Origin of the sequence: Pararhizobium sp. PWRC1-1 (assembly GCF_049897905.1) — a bacterium.
Classification (GTDB): Bacteria; Pseudomonadota; Alphaproteobacteria; order Rhizobiales; family Rhizobiaceae; genus Pararhizobium.
Genome location: NZ_JAFCXE010000019.1, coordinates 18,269 through 36,698 on the forward strand (window position 1 = coordinate 18,269; position 18,430 = coordinate 36,698).

18 protein-coding genes are annotated in these 18,430 nt (G+C 59.3%); 7 read left to right on the forward strand and 11 right to left on the reverse strand.

Annotation, left to right across the window (positions count from 1 at the left end):
• Window positions 1-3 precede the first annotated feature (3 nt).
• The 4 genes from ACP7E0_RS24790 to ACP7E0_RS24805 are packed head-to-tail and all read left to right on the forward strand — an operon-like array spanning window position 4 to window position 3,566.
• The gene (locus ACP7E0_RS24790) at window positions 4-903 is read left to right on the forward strand and encodes a siderophore ABC transporter substrate-binding protein (protein ID WP_426128726.1); all 900 of its coding nucleotides are present in this window, start codon (window positions 4-6) and stop codon (window positions 901-903) included.
• Window positions 900-1,877, forward strand: a complete 978-nt coding sequence (locus tag ACP7E0_RS24795; RefSeq protein WP_426128728.1) for an ABC transporter permease — start codon at window positions 900-902, stop codon at window positions 1,875-1,877. Before ACP7E0_RS24790 ends, ACP7E0_RS24795 begins: the two co-directional genes overlap by 4 nt.
• Entirely contained in the window at window positions 1,870-2,811 is a 942-nt protein-coding gene (locus ACP7E0_RS24800; protein ID WP_426128730.1) for an iron chelate uptake ABC transporter family permease subunit, read from the forward strand. Before ACP7E0_RS24795 ends, ACP7E0_RS24800 begins: the two co-directional genes overlap by 8 nt.
• Window positions 2,808-3,566: an ABC transporter ATP-binding protein gene (locus tag ACP7E0_RS24805; RefSeq protein ID WP_426128732.1), complete on the forward strand. Its 759-nt coding sequence runs from the start codon at window positions 2,808-2,810 to the stop codon at window positions 3,564-3,566. The genes ACP7E0_RS24800 and ACP7E0_RS24805 overlap by 4 nt, the downstream gene beginning before the upstream one ends.
• 192 nt (window positions 3,567-3,758) lie before the next feature.
• Here the strand turns inward: ACP7E0_RS24805 and ACP7E0_RS24810 are convergent, their stop codons facing one another.
• On the reverse strand, window positions 3,759-4,298 hold the full coding sequence (locus ACP7E0_RS24810) for a DNA-3-methyladenine glycosylase (RefSeq protein ID WP_426128901.1): 540 nt from the start codon (window positions 4,296-4,298) through the stop codon (window positions 3,759-3,761).
• A gap of 222 nt (window positions 4,299-4,520) precedes the next feature.
• Between ACP7E0_RS24810 and ACP7E0_RS24815 the strand changes: the two genes are divergently transcribed.
• Window positions 4,521-5,111 carry a 3'-5' exonuclease gene (locus ACP7E0_RS24815; protein WP_426128734.1) on the forward strand — a complete coding sequence of 197 codons (591 nt, stop codon included), beginning with the start codon at window positions 4,521-4,523 and terminating at the stop codon, window positions 5,109-5,111.
• Window positions 5,112-5,587: 476 nt separating this feature from the next.
• Complete coding sequence (locus ACP7E0_RS24820) at window positions 5,588-5,920, forward strand: PepSY domain-containing protein (RefSeq protein ID WP_426128736.1); 333 nt, start codon at window positions 5,588-5,590, stop codon at window positions 5,918-5,920.
• A 131-nt stretch (window positions 5,921-6,051) separates the two neighbouring features.
• Here ACP7E0_RS24820 and ACP7E0_RS24825 read toward each other — a convergent pair whose 3' ends face one another.
• Both ACP7E0_RS24825 and ACP7E0_RS24830 read right to left on the reverse strand, forming a co-directional pair.
• Window positions 6,052-6,774 (reverse strand): aspartate/glutamate racemase family protein, encoded by a 723-nt coding sequence (locus ACP7E0_RS24825; RefSeq protein WP_426128738.1) that lies wholly within the window; start codon window positions 6,772-6,774, stop codon window positions 6,052-6,054.
• Between the two features lie 23 nt (window positions 6,775-6,797).
• A complete protein-coding gene (locus ACP7E0_RS24830) occupies window positions 6,798-7,427 on the reverse strand; it encodes a flavin reductase family protein (protein ID WP_426128740.1) in 630 nt (209 codons plus the stop codon).
• Between the two features lie 131 nt (window positions 7,428-7,558).
• Here ACP7E0_RS24830 and ACP7E0_RS24835 point away from each other — a divergent pair, with 131 nt between their 5' ends.
• Window positions 7,559-8,236, forward strand: coding sequence for a GntR family transcriptional regulator (locus ACP7E0_RS24835; protein ID WP_426128742.1), 678 nt, complete (start codon window positions 7,559-7,561; stop codon window positions 8,234-8,236).
• A gap of 9 nt (window positions 8,237-8,245) precedes the next feature.
• On the opposite strand, the gene ACP7E0_RS24840 is transcribed toward ACP7E0_RS24835, so the two are convergent.
• From ACP7E0_RS24840 to ACP7E0_RS24875, 8 genes are all read right to left on the reverse strand, one after another.
• Entirely contained in the window at window positions 8,246-9,235 is a 990-nt protein-coding gene (locus tag ACP7E0_RS24840; RefSeq protein ID WP_426128744.1) for an ABC transporter ATP-binding protein, read from the reverse strand.
• Entirely contained in the window at window positions 9,232-10,215 is a 984-nt protein-coding gene (locus ACP7E0_RS24845) for an ABC transporter ATP-binding protein (RefSeq protein WP_426128746.1), read from the reverse strand. The genes ACP7E0_RS24840 and ACP7E0_RS24845 overlap by 4 nt, the downstream gene beginning before the upstream one ends.
• A complete protein-coding gene (locus ACP7E0_RS24850) occupies window positions 10,208-11,701 on the reverse strand; it encodes an amidohydrolase family protein (RefSeq protein WP_426128748.1) in 1,494 nt (497 codons plus the stop codon). The genes ACP7E0_RS24845 and ACP7E0_RS24850 overlap by 8 nt, the downstream gene beginning before the upstream one ends.
• Entirely contained in the window at window positions 11,701-12,894 is a 1,194-nt protein-coding gene (locus ACP7E0_RS24855; RefSeq protein WP_426128749.1) for an amidohydrolase family protein, read from the reverse strand. The genes ACP7E0_RS24850 and ACP7E0_RS24855 overlap by 1 nt, the downstream gene beginning before the upstream one ends.
• A gap of 5 nt (window positions 12,895-12,899) precedes the next feature.
• Complete coding sequence (locus tag ACP7E0_RS24860) at window positions 12,900-13,850, reverse strand: ABC transporter permease (protein WP_426128751.1); 951 nt, start codon at window positions 13,848-13,850, stop codon at window positions 12,900-12,902.
• A 17-nt stretch (window positions 13,851-13,867) separates the two neighbouring features.
• Window positions 13,868-14,836, reverse strand: a complete 969-nt coding sequence (locus ACP7E0_RS24865; protein ID WP_426128753.1) for an ABC transporter permease — start codon at window positions 14,834-14,836, stop codon at window positions 13,868-13,870.
• 260 nt (window positions 14,837-15,096) lie between these two features.
• Window positions 15,097-16,617 carry an amidohydrolase family protein gene (locus tag ACP7E0_RS24870; RefSeq protein WP_426128755.1) on the reverse strand — a complete coding sequence of 507 codons (1,521 nt, stop codon included), beginning with the start codon at window positions 16,615-16,617 and terminating at the stop codon, window positions 15,097-15,099.
• A 101-nt stretch (window positions 16,618-16,718) separates the two neighbouring features.
• Window positions 16,719-18,284, reverse strand: a complete 1,566-nt coding sequence (locus ACP7E0_RS24875) for an ABC transporter substrate-binding protein (RefSeq protein WP_426128757.1) — start codon at window positions 18,282-18,284, stop codon at window positions 16,719-16,721.
• Window positions 18,285-18,430 lie beyond the last annotated feature (146 nt).

Sequence of the window (18,430 nt, forward strand, 5' to 3'; positions counted from 1 at the left end):
CCAATGATGAAAATTGCATCCATTGCCGGACTTCTGACCGTCACCCTCGCAGCGGCATCAAGCGCAGCCGATATTGACACAGCAAGAGGACAGGTCCCGATTGAGGCGACGCCCGCGAAGATCGCCGTCTTCGATATCGCGGCGATCGACACGCTGGACAGTCTGGGCGTCAAGATCGCAGGACTCCCGTCCAATCTTTACCTGCCGGAACTGGCGCACCTGAAAGATGGATCTGCCGTCGTTGGCGACATCTTCGAGCCCAATCTCGAAGCACTGAGCGAGCTTGCTCCGGACCTCATCATCGTTGGAGGCCGTTCCTCAACCCAGATCGAGGCGGCGTCGCAAGTCGCACCCACCATTGACATGACCATGGATGGCGACGACCTGGTTCAACAGGCAAAGACACGGCTCACGGCGTATGGCGCGCTGTTCGGCAAGCAGACGGAGGCCGCGGCCGGGGCAGAAGCGCTCGATGCCGTTGTCGAAAAGGCCAAAACCGCAGCCGTGGGCAAGGGCACGGCGCTGATCGTCATGACCAACGGTCCGAAGGTGACGGCCTATGGACCGGGATCACGGTTTGGCTGGGTACATTCCGCACTCGACCTGCCGGCAGCAGTTCCGGATGTCGAGGCGGCCACCCATGGCGAGGCCGTTTCTTTCGAGTTCATCCGCAATGCCAATCCGGACTGGCTTTTCGTGGTCGACCGGGCCGCAGCGATTGGATCAGAAGACCAGAACGCCAAGTCGACACTCGACAATGAACTGGTAGCGGAAACCACCGCATGGAAAAAAGGCCAGGTCATTTACCTGCCCGCGGGTGATTTTTATATCGCGGCCGGGGGCGTCAACGCGATGAGCCGGGTATTCACGGCGATCACTGATGCATATTCCAAGGCGAAATGACCGAAAAATCCTTACTAGAAAAGCAGCGGACGAAGCTGGCCGCCTGCGCGGCCTTTACCGTGCTTGTGATCCTGAGCATCTGCATTGGCGCAGGTGAGTTTTCGATCGCCAGCCTCTTTCACGATCCCGATGCGCGCCAACTTTTTGCCGTCAGCCGACTGCCACGAACGATCGCAGCCGTGCTGACCGGTGCGGCCTTAGCCATCGCTGGACTGATCATGCAGGCACTGGTGCGCAACCGTTTCGTCGAGCCCTCAACCGCTGGAACAGCCCAGAGTGCGGCCCTCGGCATCCTGATCATGACGTTGCTCTTTCCGGGGGCACCGCTTGCCGTTAAAATGCTTGCGGCCAGCGTCCTCGCGCTTGCCGGGACCTCGCTGTTCATGATGACCGCCCATCGGTTGCCGCCGACCCAACCTTACCTCGTGCCGCTCTTCGCGCTCGTCTATGGCGGCGTCATCGGCGCGGTCGTGACCTTCATCGGCTGGCAAACCGAGTTGCTGCAGTTCGTCGACATATGGACCAATGGCGAATTCTCTGGCGTTGTCCGCGGGCGCTACGAGCTGCTCTGGGGTATAGCAATCATGGCGGCCATCGCGTGGTGGGTCGCTGACCGGCTAACGGTGCTCTCTCTTGGACGCGATGCCAGCGTCGGGCTGGGTTTGAGCTACCAGCGCACGCTTCAGCTCGGACTTGTCATCGTCTCGGTGATATCGGCGCTGACCGTGGTAATCGTCGGCATCATCCCTTTTGTCGGCCTCGTCGTTCCCAATCTCGTCTCGCGCATCATGGGCGATAATATGCGGGCAACGATCCCGTGGGTGGGCCTGAGCGGCGCAACGCTGGTGCTCGGTTGCGATGTGCTTGGTCGCGTGCTGCGCTATCCGTATGAAATTCCGGTCGCAACAGTCATGGGGGTTGTCGGTGCAGCCTTGTTTCTGCGCCTGATGTTTATCCGGACGGCCAATGCTTGATCGCCGGCTTGTCATCCTTGCTGCTCTTGCCCTGCTTGCGATGCTCGCCTTCATGACGATCGAACTGCGCGGCAACATCGCTTTCGTTCTGCAATTGCGCGGGCTAAAACTACTCGCGTTGCTGCAGGTCGCCATATCCATCGCGGTCTCGACCGTGCTATTCCAGACCGTGACGGCGAACCGTATCCTGACACCCTCGATCATGGGACTGGACGCCCTTTATCTCTTTGGTCAGACAGCGCTGGTCTTTCTGCTCGGCGGCCTCGGCTATGCGAGCCTCAATGGGGGAGTGAAGTTTGGCATCGAAGTCCTGCTGATGATCGCACTTGCCATGATTTTGCTCTGGCCGCTGCTCAGGGCGCGCCTAGATATCAACCTGATGTTGCTGATGGGCGTGACGCTGGGCCTCCTCTTTCGAAGCTTGTCAGCGCTTCTCTCCCGGCTGATCGATCCAAATGCCTTTGCAGTGGTGCAAAGCGCCAGTTTTGCCAATTTCAACACGTTGCGGGCCGACCTTACCATTCTCGGCACGATCATCACCGTCATTACCGCGACCCTCTGTTGGCGTGCCCGCCATGTGCTGGATGTCATCGGGCTGGGACGGGAAACCGCCATCGGCCTCGGCATCAACTGGACAAGGGCGGCAGCCGGCGTTCTCCTGCTGCTTTCGATACTCGTCGCGGTCTCGACCGCCCTGGTCGGACCCGTCGCCTTCTTCGGATTGCTGGTCGCAGCGCTGGCGGAACGCCTGATGAGGACCCAATGCCACGGCCTGCTTCTGCCTGCCGCGGCCCTTGTTGCTGTGATTGTGCTTGTCGGCGGCCAGACCTTGCTCCAGCACGGGCTCGGCGGTGCTTCGATGCTCGGTGTCGTCATCGAGTTCGCCGGCGGCCTCGTCTTTCTCCTGTTGCTTGTGCTTGGAAGTCGAAAATGATCGAGATCGAAAACGTATCGCTGTCCTATCGCGATGTACCCATTCTGCGCGGGATCAATCTTTCTCTGCCGAAAGGCGGTATTACTGCGCTGGTGGGGCCGAACGGAGCCGGAAAATCCAGCCTGCTTTCGCTCATTGCCCGGCTACAACCGCTCCAGACTGGCCGGATAACCATTGACGGCCTACCCGTCGATAAGACCCCCAGCAGGCAGCTCGCGCAGCGCCTCGCAATCCTGCGCCAGGATGGCGCAGTGGCCAGCCGTCTCACCGTGCGCGAACTGGTGAACTTCGGCCGGTTTCCGCATCATCAGGGACGGCCGGGAAACGAAGATCTGAGGCTTGTCGAGGCGGCGCTGATGCAGTTCGAGCTGCAAGCGCTTTCGGATCGCTTCATCGATACACTTTCAGGCGGCCAGCGTCAGCGTGCGATGGTCGCAATGACCTTCTGTCAGGGGACAGACTATGTCCTGCTCGACGAGCCCTTGAACAATCTCGACATGTTCCATGCCCGCCAGCTGATGCGCTCGCTGCGGGCGATTGCCGACGAACCGAAACGGACGGCAATCATCGTGCTGCACGATATCAACCAGGCAGCCGCCCATGCCGATCGCATTGTCGCCATGCGGGATGGCGGGATCATCGCCGACGGAACGCCGGAGGCAGTCCTGACGGAAGATAATCTCGAGGCGATCTTCGGCTATCGCATGCAGATCGCCCAACTGGCAGGCAAACCTCTGGTTCTTCATCACCTGTGAAATTGAGACTTTGTGGGTTTTCGACACTTCGCATGCGGTCCATAAGGCGCGCCAGCATAGCGTTCAAGCTGCCGGAATTGATCATCGATCCGTTTCAACGCCTGTAACGCCCCGCTGTGCCCAAGCTGGCCTTCACTGTCATCTTCCTCTGCCTGACGCGCCTGCCTCCCTGGAAACCAATAGGGCGCTTGTTCACAGCTTCCGACTTAGGAATGGCGAACCCTTGACGCCAAAACGCCAGAGGACATCGGCGGCTTTTGTAATCCCTACTCGCCGTCCGCAGGAAACCAGCGGCCGCTCAACAGGGACATCCAGGTGAAAGGGATCATCGGCGAGGGATTGGCCGTTGAGATCAACGGTTACTGCGAGCGCCTGGCAAAGGCGGCCTGGACCGGAGCACAGCAGAACAGGATTTTCCACGCTCCGCCGTTGCCGCATGAGATCCAACCGGGCCGTCGGCTGCAAAGCGCGGATCAACACAGCGCCAACCGCCTGACAGACAAAATTCAGGCACCTGTGAATTCCGTAGGAACGGTAAATGTAGACACTCCCTGGTGGGCCGAACATGGCCCGGTTTCGAGGGGTCTGACCATTGTAACTGTGGGACGCGGGATCCTCATGCGTATACGCTTCTGTTTCGACGATGAAACCGCCGGCACCTGCAACCGTAAATTCAGCCCCGATCAAATCGACTGCAACGATGGGTGCAGGGCGGTCAAAAAATGTTTTCATATGACGAATATCTTCTGGCACGTTGATAAGGCTTCTTTCTCGCATGGCCGACAACCTTTTCGTCCGGCTATCGGTGCTGGGACCCGCTCTAAACATAGCAGATATCTGGCGGCGCCGGATTGACGTTAATTCCAGGCAAAGACGTCAACCGCTTAATCACTCGCCTTTGCCAATTCACTCGCCAGCCGCTAGAAGCCGGAGGAAACCAACCGGGGCGCCGCATTGAAGACCATTGCCATCGATTTTGAAACTGCCAATGAGCAGCGTGGTAGCGCTTGTTCGGTGGGATTGGCCTGGGTCGAGGACGGCCGGATTGTTCGGGTAGAGGAGCGGCTTATCCGTCCAAGGGAAATGCGCTTTTCCTCCTTCAATATTGCCATCCACGGTATCCGCCCGGAGCACGTGGAGGACGCCGGTGAGTTTCCCGAGGTCATGGACGAATTTGCCGATGATTTTGCCGGCGCTACCATGATCGCCCATAATGCAGCCTTCGATTTTAGCGTCTGGCGCTCTTGTCTCGACCTCTACCGGCAGAGTTACCCCGAACTTTCCTACCTTTGCTCGGTGAAGATGGCCCAAAGGGTTTGGCCAGATCTCGGATCGCATAAACTCAACGTCCTGGCCCGTCATCTCGGCCTGACTTTCAGGCATCATAACGCAGCCGAAGACGCGGCGATATGTGCCCAGGCGGCTCTGGCGATTGCCCGCTCCCTGCGGGTCGCGCATGTCCGCGACATTCCGGTGATGATTGGCATGAGGGCCGGGCGGCTGTTTTCCGGCGGCTATGACGCCTGCACTTGCCGTAGAAAATAATAGAATGCCGGCGATTGATCGAGATCAAAGCCGACACAGGCCGACCGGTTTACACCTTCTTGGAAATCAAGGGAGGTTTACATGCCTATTGAAACAATCATCGTGGTTGGCGGCGTTGTCACCGCGTTTGCCGCTTTCGCTGGTGCCCTGGCATTCGGGATCATCACATCAGGACATGCACCTCGCCGATAAGCATACGCGCACATTTCGGGGAGACCGCCTCCCGATGGCGGCCAAGATTTTAATCGGGCGCAAGATCTTGACGGCCTCAAATGCGGGATCAGCGCCCGTTTGCCGCAATGCCAAAACCCGAGCAGCCGCGATTTGCAACGACTCTTCGTTTGCTAATCACGACTAACCGACGCGGTTAGATGGCAAGATGCTAAACGGCCAGGTTATCACTCCGGAACCCTATCGCCCATGGCGCGTTGTTGCTTCACAAACGGGACCTGACCCGTACTTGAAGGAGAGAAGACGTGTTGAAGAAGTTCATTTTAATCGGTGCTATGTCCCTTTGCGCGCTGACAGCAGCCCCAGCATCGTTTGCCCAGACAGTCGAACTCGGCCGGGATGGCATACGCATAATTGAACCGGACTCGATGAACCGGCGCGACAATAGGGATCGAAATCAGCGCGATGAGATCAGCGAACGCCAGGCTGTGCGAATCGCGAGAAGTGAGGGTGTCCGCACCGTTGATGACGTCCGGCGGACACGCTCGCGTTATGTGATCCAGGGTTTAGATCGGCGCGGCAACGACATAGAAGTGAGTATCGATCGCCGTTCGGGCAATGTTCTGTCTGTGAATTAGACGCCTGCTCTGGACCGAACGTCCCGCATTTGGGAACCCGGGAAGGTGAAGTCCGGTTTTCCCGGGATGCCCGACCAGGCGTGTCTTGATAGAGGCCCGTGCTGTTCCGCTTCATTTCCGGACGGCCAAGGTCAGGCGCATGCCGTGGCCTTGGCTTCCTTCACGCGGGGATAGTCGTAGGCGTTCACTTTCGAGGTCGTATAACCGGCGCCGACCAGAGCCTCTGCAAGTTTGATCGCCGCCGTCACCCCGTCGATGACCGGTATGCCGGTTGCGTCGCGTAGCCGATCGCAGAGGGCGGACATACCGGCACAGCCGAGGATGATTGCTTCTGCCCGGTCTTCGCTCTTGGCCGCCTCGATCTCCCGGATCAGCAGCCGTTCCGCTTCTGCGGGATTCTCCTCCAGCCCGAGAACGGGAAGGTTGATGGCGCGGACGTTGCGACAATGCCGCTCCGCACCGTAGTTGTTTACAAGGTCCTCAATGATAGCAATCGAACGCGGCAGTGTGGTGATGATCGAGAAGCGACGGCTGATGGTCATGGCGACCTGAACGGCTGCCTGGCAAATACCGATGACGGGCCCGCGGGCCACTTCGCGCGCGGCGTGCAGGCCCGGATCGTCGAAACAGGCCACCACATAGGCATCAATACCCAGACGTTCACCCTTGCGGATTTCGTCCAGCATGCCGGGTACGGCCAGGGCTTCATCAGCGCCGCCTTCGATACTGACGGGCGTGCCAAGCGGATTGACGGCAGAGACCTGCGTGTCCCTTTGCTTGACGCGCAAAGCGCTCTCCAGCGCTTGGGCGGTCATGGAGGCGGTGGAGTTGGGATTGATGAGACGGATATGCATGGAATGGAACCTTTCAGCGTCCCTCAATCGCCCTGCGGCTTGATGAAATCGGCAATTGGCGGAGCCTTCAGAACGAACTGGCGGTCCGAGGTGATGTAGTTGTCGGCGTGCAGCCGGGCGATCGGCTGATATTGCTCGGGATCGACATAATGCCCGTCGCTATCCAGGCACTCGCGCCGGACATGCATATGGACGACTTCGCCGAGGACGAGGGTGCGGCGCGGGTAATCGATGAAGCGCTCGACCCTGCACTCGAAAATGCAAGGCGATTCCGCCGCGTAGGAAGCATCAATATTGGTGCAGGCGGCAGCGGTAAGACCCGCCATCGAAAGCTCATCCACCTCACTGTCAAAACCAAGGCCACAAACCAGCATCTGCTGTGAAAGCGCCATGTCGACCATGTTGATGGCGAATTCCTGCGTACGGCGCATATTGGCTGTCGTATCCTTTTCCTCGCCGTTCAAGCGCGGTTGGATGCCGAGGACGACAATGGCGGGATCATGGGAGAACACGTTGAAGAAGCTCATCGGCGCCGCATTGTTGTGGCCAGCCTGCGAGCGTGTCGTCACCAGAGCGATCGGTCGCGGCCCGATGAAATTCGTCAGCAGGCGATAGCGGCTTTGCGTATCAAGCTTTGTGAAGTCGAATTCCATTACACCGTCCCAAGTTAATAATCTACAATATCATTTCATATTGTCGACAATCCTGCAATCAAAATCGTGTTGTTACGGTTGACTTTTTCCACCGTTTCACGCTTGTCTAGCCCCAATGGGGAGTGAATTTGATGACTGAACAAAGTGGCCCTTCTACACAGCAAATTGTCGAGAAAGTCTGGCTGTCCATCGCAGAGCGCAGGCTGCGGCCAGGTGTCCAGCTCAAGGAAGAGCAACTGGCCACGATTTTCAATGTCAGCCGGGCGAGAATTCGCCAGGCGCTTGCCGTTCTTGAGCGGGATGGGCTTGTTACCATCATTCCCAATCGCGGTGCTTTCATTTGCAAGCCTTCGGTTGAGGAAGCCCGGGACGTCTTCTTCGTGCGAAGGACGGTGGAACGCTGCGTCATCGAGCGGCTGTGCGTATCGGTCTCCAAGCCCAACCTGAAGCGCCTGCGCGACCATGTTGCCAAGGAGCGGATTGCCAACGCCCAGGACATCACCACCGACATCATCAAGCTCTCCGGCGGCTTTCATCTTCTGCTTGCCGAAACCGTTGGCTCCGACTTCCTGTTCACGACCATGCGGGATCTGATTTCCCGCTCGTCGCTGATCACCGCCGTCTATCGCAACACCAACCGATTCAACTGCGGACCGGACGAACATGCCGAAATCGTCGAGGCGATTGCCAGCAACGATGCCGGAAAGGCCACCCATCTGATGGCCCATCATCTTGACCACGTGGAAGCCGAACTCGACCTCAGCGAAATCCGCGACCTTTCTCACGACCTGCGCGCAGCGCTGAGCTGAGCCACAGGCTCAAGCACTTACTGGTTCGTCGATCGCAAGGTGACATGCGACGCGCGTACCGTTTGCGAGAGCGCGAACGGCTGGCACTTCCGCCGAACAACGCGCAGTTGCGATCGGGCAGCGCGGATGGAATGTGCATCCGGACGGCGGTTTGAGTGGGCTTGGCACTTCGCCGCTTGCCAGTTCCCGGTCACGCCGCGGCGCAGTGATGTTGGGAATGGTTTGCAGGAGAAGCTGCGTATAGGGATGGCGCGGGCGGGCAAAAAGCTCCTCGGTATCGCCCTCTTCGACGATGCGGCCCAGATACATGACAGCGATGCGATCCGACATATGGCGCACCACGCTCATGTCGTGGCTGATAAAGAGATAGGTCAGGCCCAATTCATCCTGCAGACTGCGCATGAGGTTGAGAACCTGGGCCTGGACCGAGACGTCGAGCGCCGAAGTCGGCTCGTCGCAGACAAGGAATTCCGGCTCGCTCGCCAACGCACGGGCAATGGAGATGCGCTGGCGCTGACCGCCGGAAAACTCGTGTGGAAATTTCTCTCCATCGGACGCGGAAAGCCCGACAGTCAGGAGAAGCTCCTCGACGCGCTCGATGACTTCGGCAGCAGTGTCGCGCAATTTCAGCTCGCGTAAGGGCTCCGCAATAATGTTCTTCACCCGCCAGCGTGGATTGAGCGAGGCGTAGGGATCCTGGAAGATCATCTGGGCAGCGAGCGGAGCACCTGTCCGGCCAGGAGCGAACCGGATCTCTCCAGCACTTGCTCTGTGCAAACCCGTTACAAGCCGGGCTACCGTGGACTTGCCGCAGCCGCTTTCGCCGACGATACTCAGGCATCCACCGGCAGGAACAGTAAAGTCGATATCGTTGACCGCCTGAACAAACTGGCGCGGCTTGCGCTCAATCACCCGGTTGAGCCAGGGGGCGGAAACGTCAAAAGTTTTGACCAGACCGTTGACGGTCAAGGCTGGCTTTTTCTGAGCTGATACGGTCATGCTGTTCCTCCCGCGTTGAGCCAGCAGGCATTGGCGCCATCGCCAACGGCTATAAGTTCGGGTCTCTCGCGCAGACAGCGCGAACCGACGGAAACGCAACGCGGATTGAAGGCGCAACCTGCGGGGATGGCGTCAAGGCGCGGCATCGAGCCGTCGATCTGGTTGAGTTTTTCAACGCGCGCCCCAAGGGAGGGAATCGACGCCATCAGCCCCTGCGTATAGGGGTGGCGAGGCGCGTGCAGCACCTGTTCCACCGGGCCGATTTCGATGAGGCGGCCCGCATACATGACGGCGACGCGGTCGGCCGCTTCGGCAATAACACCCATGTCGTGGGTCACCAGCATGACCGCCGTCTGCTTTTCCTTGCAGAGCCGGCGAAGCAGCGAAATGATCTGCGCCTGGATCGAAACGTCGAGCGCAGTGGTCGGCTCGTCCGCAATGATGAGTTTTGGGGAAGCCGAGAGTGCGAGCGCGATAACCACGCGCTGGCGCATGCCGCCCGAAAACTGGTGTGGATAGTGGTCGATCCGCTCCTCGGGCGCTGGAATGCCAACATCACGCAGAAGCTGCACGGCCCGTGCCCGTGCCTCGACCTTTCCCATCGCTAGATGCAGCCGGATCGTTTCCGTCAACTGCGAGCCGACAGTAAACAACGGATTGAGCGACGTCAGCGGATCCTGGAAGATTGCCCCGATTTCCCGGCCTCTGATCTGCTCCATCGCGCGATCATCGAGCGTGTCGATCCGGCGGTCGCCGAGCCAGATTTCGCCGCCGCTGATGCGGCCGGGCCGCTCAAGCAAGCCCTGGATCGCAAGGCCCGTCATCGATTTTCCGGCGCCGGATTCGCCGACGACGCCGAGGATCTCGCCCGCGCGGATGGAAAGGCTGATGTCCGACAGCGGCGTCACCGTGCCACGGCGGCCTGGAAATTCGACCTTGAGATTGCGGACGTCGATGACCGCTTTTTCTGCTTCACCCATGGGTATCAACCTCGATCGGATAGCTTGGCGAGAAGATTTCCGAAACTGGCGGATTGTTCCAGCTCCGTTCCGGATATTTGGCGATCAGCCCGTCATACTGCGCCTGCGCCTGGACGCGGGCTTTCTCCATGTCTATGCCCGCAAGCTGGCGGTTCAGCATGGAGACACGGCCATCGACGAAGACGGCACGGCTGACCTTGCCGGAGCCGCCGGTAACGAGCGTCGTAATGGGGTCGATGGACGGCGCCATAACGGTATCGCCGAGATCGAAGACAGCAAGGTCGGCGCGGGCACCCGGCGACAGGTGACCGAGATCCGCACGTCCGAGAGCGCGTGCACCGCCAAGCGTTGCGGCGTCGTAGAGGTCTGCCGATCGCACCTGGTCGGGTGCACGGTCGTTGATGCGGCAGGTGATCAGTCCGACGAGCAGGTTCATCAGCATGTCGGCAGGTGCCGTATCCGTACCCATCGCAATGTTGATGCCGCGCTTGCGGCAGGCCGAGAAGGAATTCAGCGTGCTGCCGCCACGCCCGGAAACCAGCGGACAATGCACGATCGAAACACCGTTCTCTGCATAGCGCGACAAATCTTCCTCGGTCGCATTGGTGGCGTGCGGCGCGATCAGCCGGTCGCTGAGAAGGCCAGCCTTGGCAAGCCAGACCGGTGCGGTCGAGCCATGCAGCATGCGGACGGTATCGACTTCCATGGCGCCTTGCGCCATGTGCAGGCGGAATTTGACGCCGAGATCGCGTGCGGCGGCGTCCGTGCGTTGCAGAAGGCCCAGTGTCGAGGTTTCGACCCGATCCGGCGCCAGCATGCCGCGCACGAGATCGCCATGGCGGCCGTGCTGTCGCTCGATATAGGCGATGGCGTCGTTCAGTCCCTGCACGCCCCGCTCTTCGTCAAAAATCGGAACGATCTGGCCGGGACTTTCCAAAACCATGCCGCCGGAGCGATAGGCAGGGCTGAGATAAACACGCAAGCCGAGCTCGCCGGCGGCATCAGCCGCAGCGTCGAATTCGCCGATCGTTTCGCCCCACTCGCGATAGAACAGCGAGGCGATGGGTGCAGCTGTCGTGATGCCATTCAGGAGAAGCTGGCCGAATGCGAAGCGCTTCTGGAAGGCCAGTTCTTCCTGGCTGTACATTTCGTAGGGACCAGCATCGACATAGGAGCGCGGCCAGACGCGGCCCTTGGTCCAGCCGGGATGGTTATCTATACCCAGAATGGTCGTATCGAGGTCGGACAACGCATCGAGATCGATAAGGCCGGGGCTGATCAGCGCGTTGCCGAAATCGATGCGGCGGGCCACCTCGCCGGCAAACCGGTGACCGACGAAAAGGATCTCGCCATTTTCGAAAACAACTTCGCCGTTCCGCAAAAGCCGATGACTGCCATCCTTGTGGCCGAGCACCCAGCTTGCGGTAACAAGCGTGCGACCTTCCGGACGGCGGCCAAGTGTAAGGGATGCCAAGGTTTCGTTCATCACGGCATCTCCACCAAGGCTTTGCCCCGTCGAGCGGTGACTTGACCGGCCTTCAAGACCAGCGGTCGCGGTGCGATATCAACCACAGCATGGGCGAGCGTCTCGCCGGTCAAAAGGGTCAAATCGGCATTGCACCCGATTTCCAGACCGTAGTTTTCTAGCCGCATTACATCGGCTCCCCCTTGGGAAACCACATGCAGAACATGAGCGAGCTCAATGTCCGAACGTAGCCCGTTTTTCATGCCGATGACCTTGGCACGGTCCAGCATATCAGGCTGACCCCACGGCCCCCAGGTATCGCGGATACCGTCACAGCCGCCGCCGACACGCACGCCGGCTTCCTTCAGCCGCATGATAGAGGGCACGTTGGCTGAAGGCGCTCCCGTCGTCAGGATCGCGACATCAAGGCGGGCGATCTCGTCGATCAGCTTGCCGACACGCAGATAGTCGTTCATGCCGAGCGCGAAGGCGTGGCTGATTGCGACTTTGCCTTCCATGCCGTTGGCGCGGATGCGCTCGAAAATCAGCTCCATGGTGAAGGCGCCGAGGTCGGTTGCCTCATGCAGGTGAATGTCGATTGGAACGCCGTGCTTGACGGCAAGGGCAAAGAGGATGTCGAGCTGGCCCTTGGGATCGCGGTCGATGCCGCAGGGATCGATGCCGCCCAGCACTTCGCAACCCTGACGGAGAGCTTCGTCCAGAAGCTCGACGGTGCCGGGCATGACCATAACCCCAGACTGTGGGAAGGCAACTATCTCGATATCGATGATGCCCTTCAGTTTTTCACGGGTTTCCCAGACCCCCTCGACGAGCGAAAGGCCGTGGGTTGGGTCGATATCGACATGGCTGCGGATATGTGTACCGCCGTTGGCGGCGAGCCCGATCGCGTGGCGCATCGACTGGCGATGCGGATCCATGCCGATCTCAAGGCGGTTTTCCCGTTCGAAATCGATCCGCTCGCGCAACACCGCGGCGCGGTTGTTGACGTGCCAGGGCATACCCCAGGTCGTCTTATCGAGATGCGTATGGGCATCGATCAAGCCGGGAACCGCGATGGCGTTACCGCCGTCCTCGACGGCCATGCCGGGTTGGGGCTCAAACGTTCCAAAACCGGCAATTTTCCCGTGCTTGATCAGGACATCGCAGATTTCACCGGCCATCGGCCTGACATTGCGGAGCAAGAGATCGAGCATAGAACTTACCTCAGTTTCGGATTGAGCGCATCGCGCAGCCAGTCGCCGAGCACATTGACAGTGACGACCAGCAGGCAGAGTTGAGCGACGGGGAACAGGACAATCCACCAGGAACCGGAAAACAGGAACTGATTGCCGATGCGGATCAGCGTTCCAAGCGAAGGTTGGCTCGGCGGCATGCCGATACCCAGGAACGACAGCGTCGCCTCCGTCAGGATAGCCATCCCGAAATTGAGCGTGGCGGCGACCATGATCGGTGTCAGCGTATTGGGCAGGATATGGTGAGCCATAATGCGCCGGGACGGTACACCAATCAGTTTGGCCGCCTGCACATAGTCCTTGCCGCTCTCCACGATCGCCTGGGCACGCACCGTTCGGGCATATTGCACCCATGCCGAGAGGGCGATGGCGAGGACAAGCACGGCCGATGCACCGATCTCGCGAAGGCTCTCCGGCAGCATCTGGCGCACGACGGTTGAAACGAGGATCGCAACGAGGATTGTGGGAATAGAGAGCATGATGTCGCCAATGCGCATCAGCAGGTTGTCTATGAAACCGCCGAAGTATCCGGCAATCAGACCAGCGGTCAAACCGATGACCAGGGACAAAGCCACGGAGGCAATGCCGATGACGATCGAGATGCGCGTGCCGTAAAGGATGGCCGAGAGCATGTCGCGGCCCTGCGTGTCGGTCCCCAGCAAATAAGGCCACTCGCCGCCGTCCTGCCAGATCGGCGGTAGTTCGGCTTTCCACATATCGAGTAGTGCCCCGTCATAGGGGTTCTGCGGCGCGATCAACGGCGCAAAGATTGCCGTCAGGATGAGGATCGCCAGCAAAATGGCGCTGATCTGCGCTGACCTGCTCTGGCTGAAAGACCAACAGAGATCGCTGTTGCGTATGCGCTTGAACAGCGTGGGACGAGCGGCCTTGGCCGTTTGCGGAAGTTCAGTGGTCATCGAACCGGCCCCGTTTCTTAACGTGCGTTGCGCAGGCGGGGATCAATCACCGCGTAGGCGATATCAACCAGCATGTTGAGGACAACAAAGATGAAGGAAATGATGCAGAGGTAAGCTGCCATGACCGGGATATCGAGAAAGGTCACAGCCTGGATGAAGAGCATGCCCATGCCAGGCCACTGGAAGACGGTCTCGGTGATCAGCGCGAAGGCAATCAGCGCTCCGACATTCATGGCCGTCATCGTGACGACCGGCATGAGACAGTTGCGTAGCGCATGGCGGAAGTAGATGCGCCAGCGCGGGATACCGCGTGCCCTGGCAAATTTAACATAGTCGGAGCGCAGCACTTCGAGCATTTCCGCCCTTACCAGCCGCAGCACCAGAGTGATCTGATAGAGCGACAAGGCGATCGAGGGCAGGATCAGTGCCGCCAGCCCGGACGAGGTCAGGAAACCCGTGGACCACCATCCGATCTGCACCACTTCACCGCGCCCAAACGCGGGCGCCCAGCCCAGGATCACCGAAAAGACGAGGATCAGCAGGATGCCGACGACGAAGCTCGGCAGAGACACGCCGACAATGGACAGGAATTGCAGGCTCTCCGTGTACCATTTGCCGCGCTTGATCGCGGTCAGGATGCCAAGCGGAAGACCGAACAGTAAGGAGAGGACCGTCGCGACCAGAACCAGCTCCAGCGTCGCCGGGAATCGCTCGGCAATCACGGGCAGTACTTTTTGGCCATTGCGGTAGGAAACACCGAAATCACCCTGCACCGCGTTGGTGACGAAACGGATATATTGCGTCGGCAGGCTATCGTTGAGGCCGAGACGCTCGCGAAGAGCCGCGCGGTCGGCCTGGGACGTCTGCTCGCCCACCATCAACTCGACAGGGTCGCCCGCAAGCCGGAAGATCAGAAAAGCGAGCAAGGCGACGGATAGCATCACCAGGATTGCATTTCCGAGACGCTTGATGATGAAGACTAGCATGGTGACCTCTCCGCTTCGCTCCAGCCACGGGCAGATCCTGCCCGGACGGTTCGATCAATAACGCTCAGGGACAGGGATGGCCGCTTGGCAGCAAAATGCAAAGGTGCAGACGATCGGCGTGTCCTTCAGGACACGAGCCGCAATGCCAGCACCACCACGAGACGTACGCTCCTCACGTACAACCTCCCCTGTTCTCGCCGTCCCCCCATTAAGACAAGGTTTCAAAAGTTGTCAACGTAATTGTAGACAATTTTGCGCAATTAAAGCACCGTTTCCTCAACATCTTCGCCGCCGCCTTCCGGCCACAACGGATAACTTGTCGAAAACAAGGCCTCGACGGGCGGATGCGCCCAGCTTCTATCGGGATATTTGGCAACCAAACCTTCGAACTGGCTCTGAGCTCGTCTGCGGGCATCGTGCATATCGAAACATGCCAGCTTGCCCTCCCGCACGGATAGCCTCCCGTCAACAAAAACCGCTTGGGTAACCTTGCCCGAGCCACCAAGCACCAGCGTTGTGATCGGATCGACGCTGGGCGTCATATGCGGGTCGTCGAGGCGGAAGACGGCGACATCCGCACGGGTGCCCGCCGCAAGTCGGCCGATATCGGTACGGCCGAGCGCTCTGGCACCGCCCAGCGTCGCGGCATCGAACAGATCAGCAGACAGCACGGCATCCGGCCTTTTTTCACTGATGCGGCAGGCGATGAGACCCATAAGAAGGTTCATCAGCATGTCGGGCGGCGCGGTATCCGTCGCCATGCCGATGTTGATACCGAGTTCACGGCAGGCTGCAAAGGAATGAAGCGTGCTGCCCATCCGCGCCGATACAAGTGGCGAATGGGCGATGGATACCCCGTGGACCGCATAAAGCTCAAGATCGCGTCTGCTGGCATAGGTGGCGTGCGGCGCAATCAGCCGTTCGCTCAAAAGCCCGTGGTTCGCCATCCATTGCGGTCCGCTCGCCTCGTGCAACCGCTGCATCGTCTCGAGCTCCAGCGGTCCTTGCGCCATATGCAGCCTTGCCCGGCAATCCAGATCGCGCGCTGCCGCCATGGTCTGCTTGAGCAGTTCCAGCGTGCAGGTCTCCACCCGATCCGGTGCCAGCAGGCCATTGACGAGCCCGCCGTGACGCCCCTGCTGATGCTTGATGAAGGATACGGCATTGCGCAGGCCTTGTAGCCCCCTCGCCTCATCAAAGACCGGCACCATTCGGCCCGGCGCTTCCAGCACCATGCCGCCTGAGCGGTAGGCCGGACTGAGGAAAACGCGAAGACCAAGGTCGCCAGCCGCATCGGCCGCCGCCTCGAACTCGGCGACAGTCTCGCCCCATTCGCGATAATAAAGCGAGGCGACCGGTGCGGCGGTGGTGATGCCGTTCAACAGCAGAAGACCGAAGGCAAAGCGCTTCTGAAAGGCAAGTTCCTTCTCACTATACATTTCATAGGGGCCGCGCTCGACATAGGATTGCGGCCAGATGCGCCCCCTCGCCCATCCCGGCTGGTTGTCGTGAACCAGCGTATAGGTATCGAGATCTGACAGTGCATCCAGATCAATCAGGCCGGGGCTGACAAGGGCTTCACCGAAATCGATCCGGCGAGCAACCTCACCGGGAAACGAGAGACCGGCAAAAATCACGGCGCCGTCTTCCATGACGATTTCGCCATGCGGCACGAGATGATGTGTACCGTCACGCCAGGCGAGAACCCAGTCGGCGGTCAAGAGGGTGCGGCCCGCCGGCCGTTGGCCGAGCGTCAGCGTGTGTAGGGGATCGGATGTCATGGTATGTCCTGAAGCGGCTAAAGAGACTGGAGTTCCAATGAAAAGAGCGCCTCATGGGGCCATGAAACGCTCTTTTCCTGTCAAAACTGGTCTTTGGACGATTATTTGCCCATCATAGTATGCCAGTGACGCGGCTTGTTGTCGGCGCGGAAATCGACGCTCTTGACCGTGCTCAGCATGGCCCAGGCAATCGGTTGCTGATGCAGAGGAATGAGCATGGTCTCATCCTTGGCGATCTTCAGAGCCGCTTCTTCCAGCGCCAAACGCTTCGTATTGTCCGGCTCGTGGGCTGCCTGATCGACCAGCTTGTCGATTTCCGGATTTGACCAGCCGCCGTAGTTGGAAACGCCCATCGCTCCCTTGCGGGTCGAAAGGACCTGCGACAGGAGCGAGTAAGCGTCGAGCGTCGGCTCGTTTGCCCAGCTCAGGTTGAACACGTCGGCCTTGCCATTGCTGCGCTTCGGCGTCTGGACGGCGCGCGGAGCGATATCCATGGTCGGCTGGAAACCGCCGCGCTTCAACATGTTGACGATACCGGAGCAGATATCCTCTTCGTTGATGCTCTCGTCGTTCATGCACATATAGGTGAAGGCGAGGTCTTTCATGCCGGCGTCAGCCAAAAGCTGCTGCGCGCGCGCCGGATCAGCGGGGCTGTAGGTATCGAGCGACTTGGCATAACCGGAGATTTCCGGGGCAATGAGTGAACCCGAAGGACGTGCGAGACCGCGCATCACTTTTTTATTGATCAGATCGCGGTCAACCGACGCTTCGAATGCCTGACGCGCGCGCAGGTCGTTGAACGGGTTCGGCCGCCCATCTTCCAGCTTTTCCTTGCGGTTGAACGCCACGAACACGGTCCGCAGTTCCGTACGTTTTTTGACGGTGATTCCAGGCGAGGATTCCAGACGCGGCAGATCCTGGATCGGTGCGGAATCGATCACGTCGATTTCGCCTGACAGAACGGCTGCGACACGCGTTGCGGCCGATGAGATCGGCATGAACTCGATGCGATCGAGATTATGCTTCTGTTCGTCCCACCAGCCATCATTGACGACGAGAACGGTCTTGCTGTCCGGGACGCGGCTTTCCAGCTTGAAGGGCCCTGTGCCATTGGTGTGCTGCGTGGTGTAGCCTTCGACCTTGGATGCAAAATCGGTCGGTTTTTCGCTGTTGTTATCCTTCAGCCACTTGGCATCGAAGATGAAGATATTGGTGATATCATTGAGGAACAGCGAGGTCGGCGCGGTTACTTCGATGTCAACGGTGTAGTCATCAACTTTGGTGACGCCGGCAAATAGCGGGATATTGCCACGTAGCGGCGAGGTCTCATCCGAGGCACGCTTGAAGGAAGCCACCACATCGTCGGCCATAAAATCGGCGCCGTCGTGGAACTTGACACCCTTGCGCAGGGTAAAGCGCCAGTGCTTGTCATTAATGAGCTTCCACTCGGTAGCGAGCGCTGGCTCGATCTTGAAGTCCGCATCGTAACGTACCAAGCCCTCATAAATATGGTTGAGGAAGGCGAGGTTCGACGTGGACGGAACGGAATAGGGATCAAGCGAGAAAATATCGGCGCGCCCGCCCCAGCGAAGAGTTTCTGCGCTGGCAGGTGCAGCGATGGCAGCCGCTGTCAGCGCGGCAAGAATTAGGCTTTTCACACGGGACATGATTCCCCCCTTATTGATTGTTGACGAGCCTGTATGGCCAAGCCCTCAGGCAGAAGGGAGTATTGTTTCACCTGTTTCTATTGTCAATGATATTGTTGACAATTATCGTCGCCAAAATTGATGCATATATCGCCGAACATGGTGAC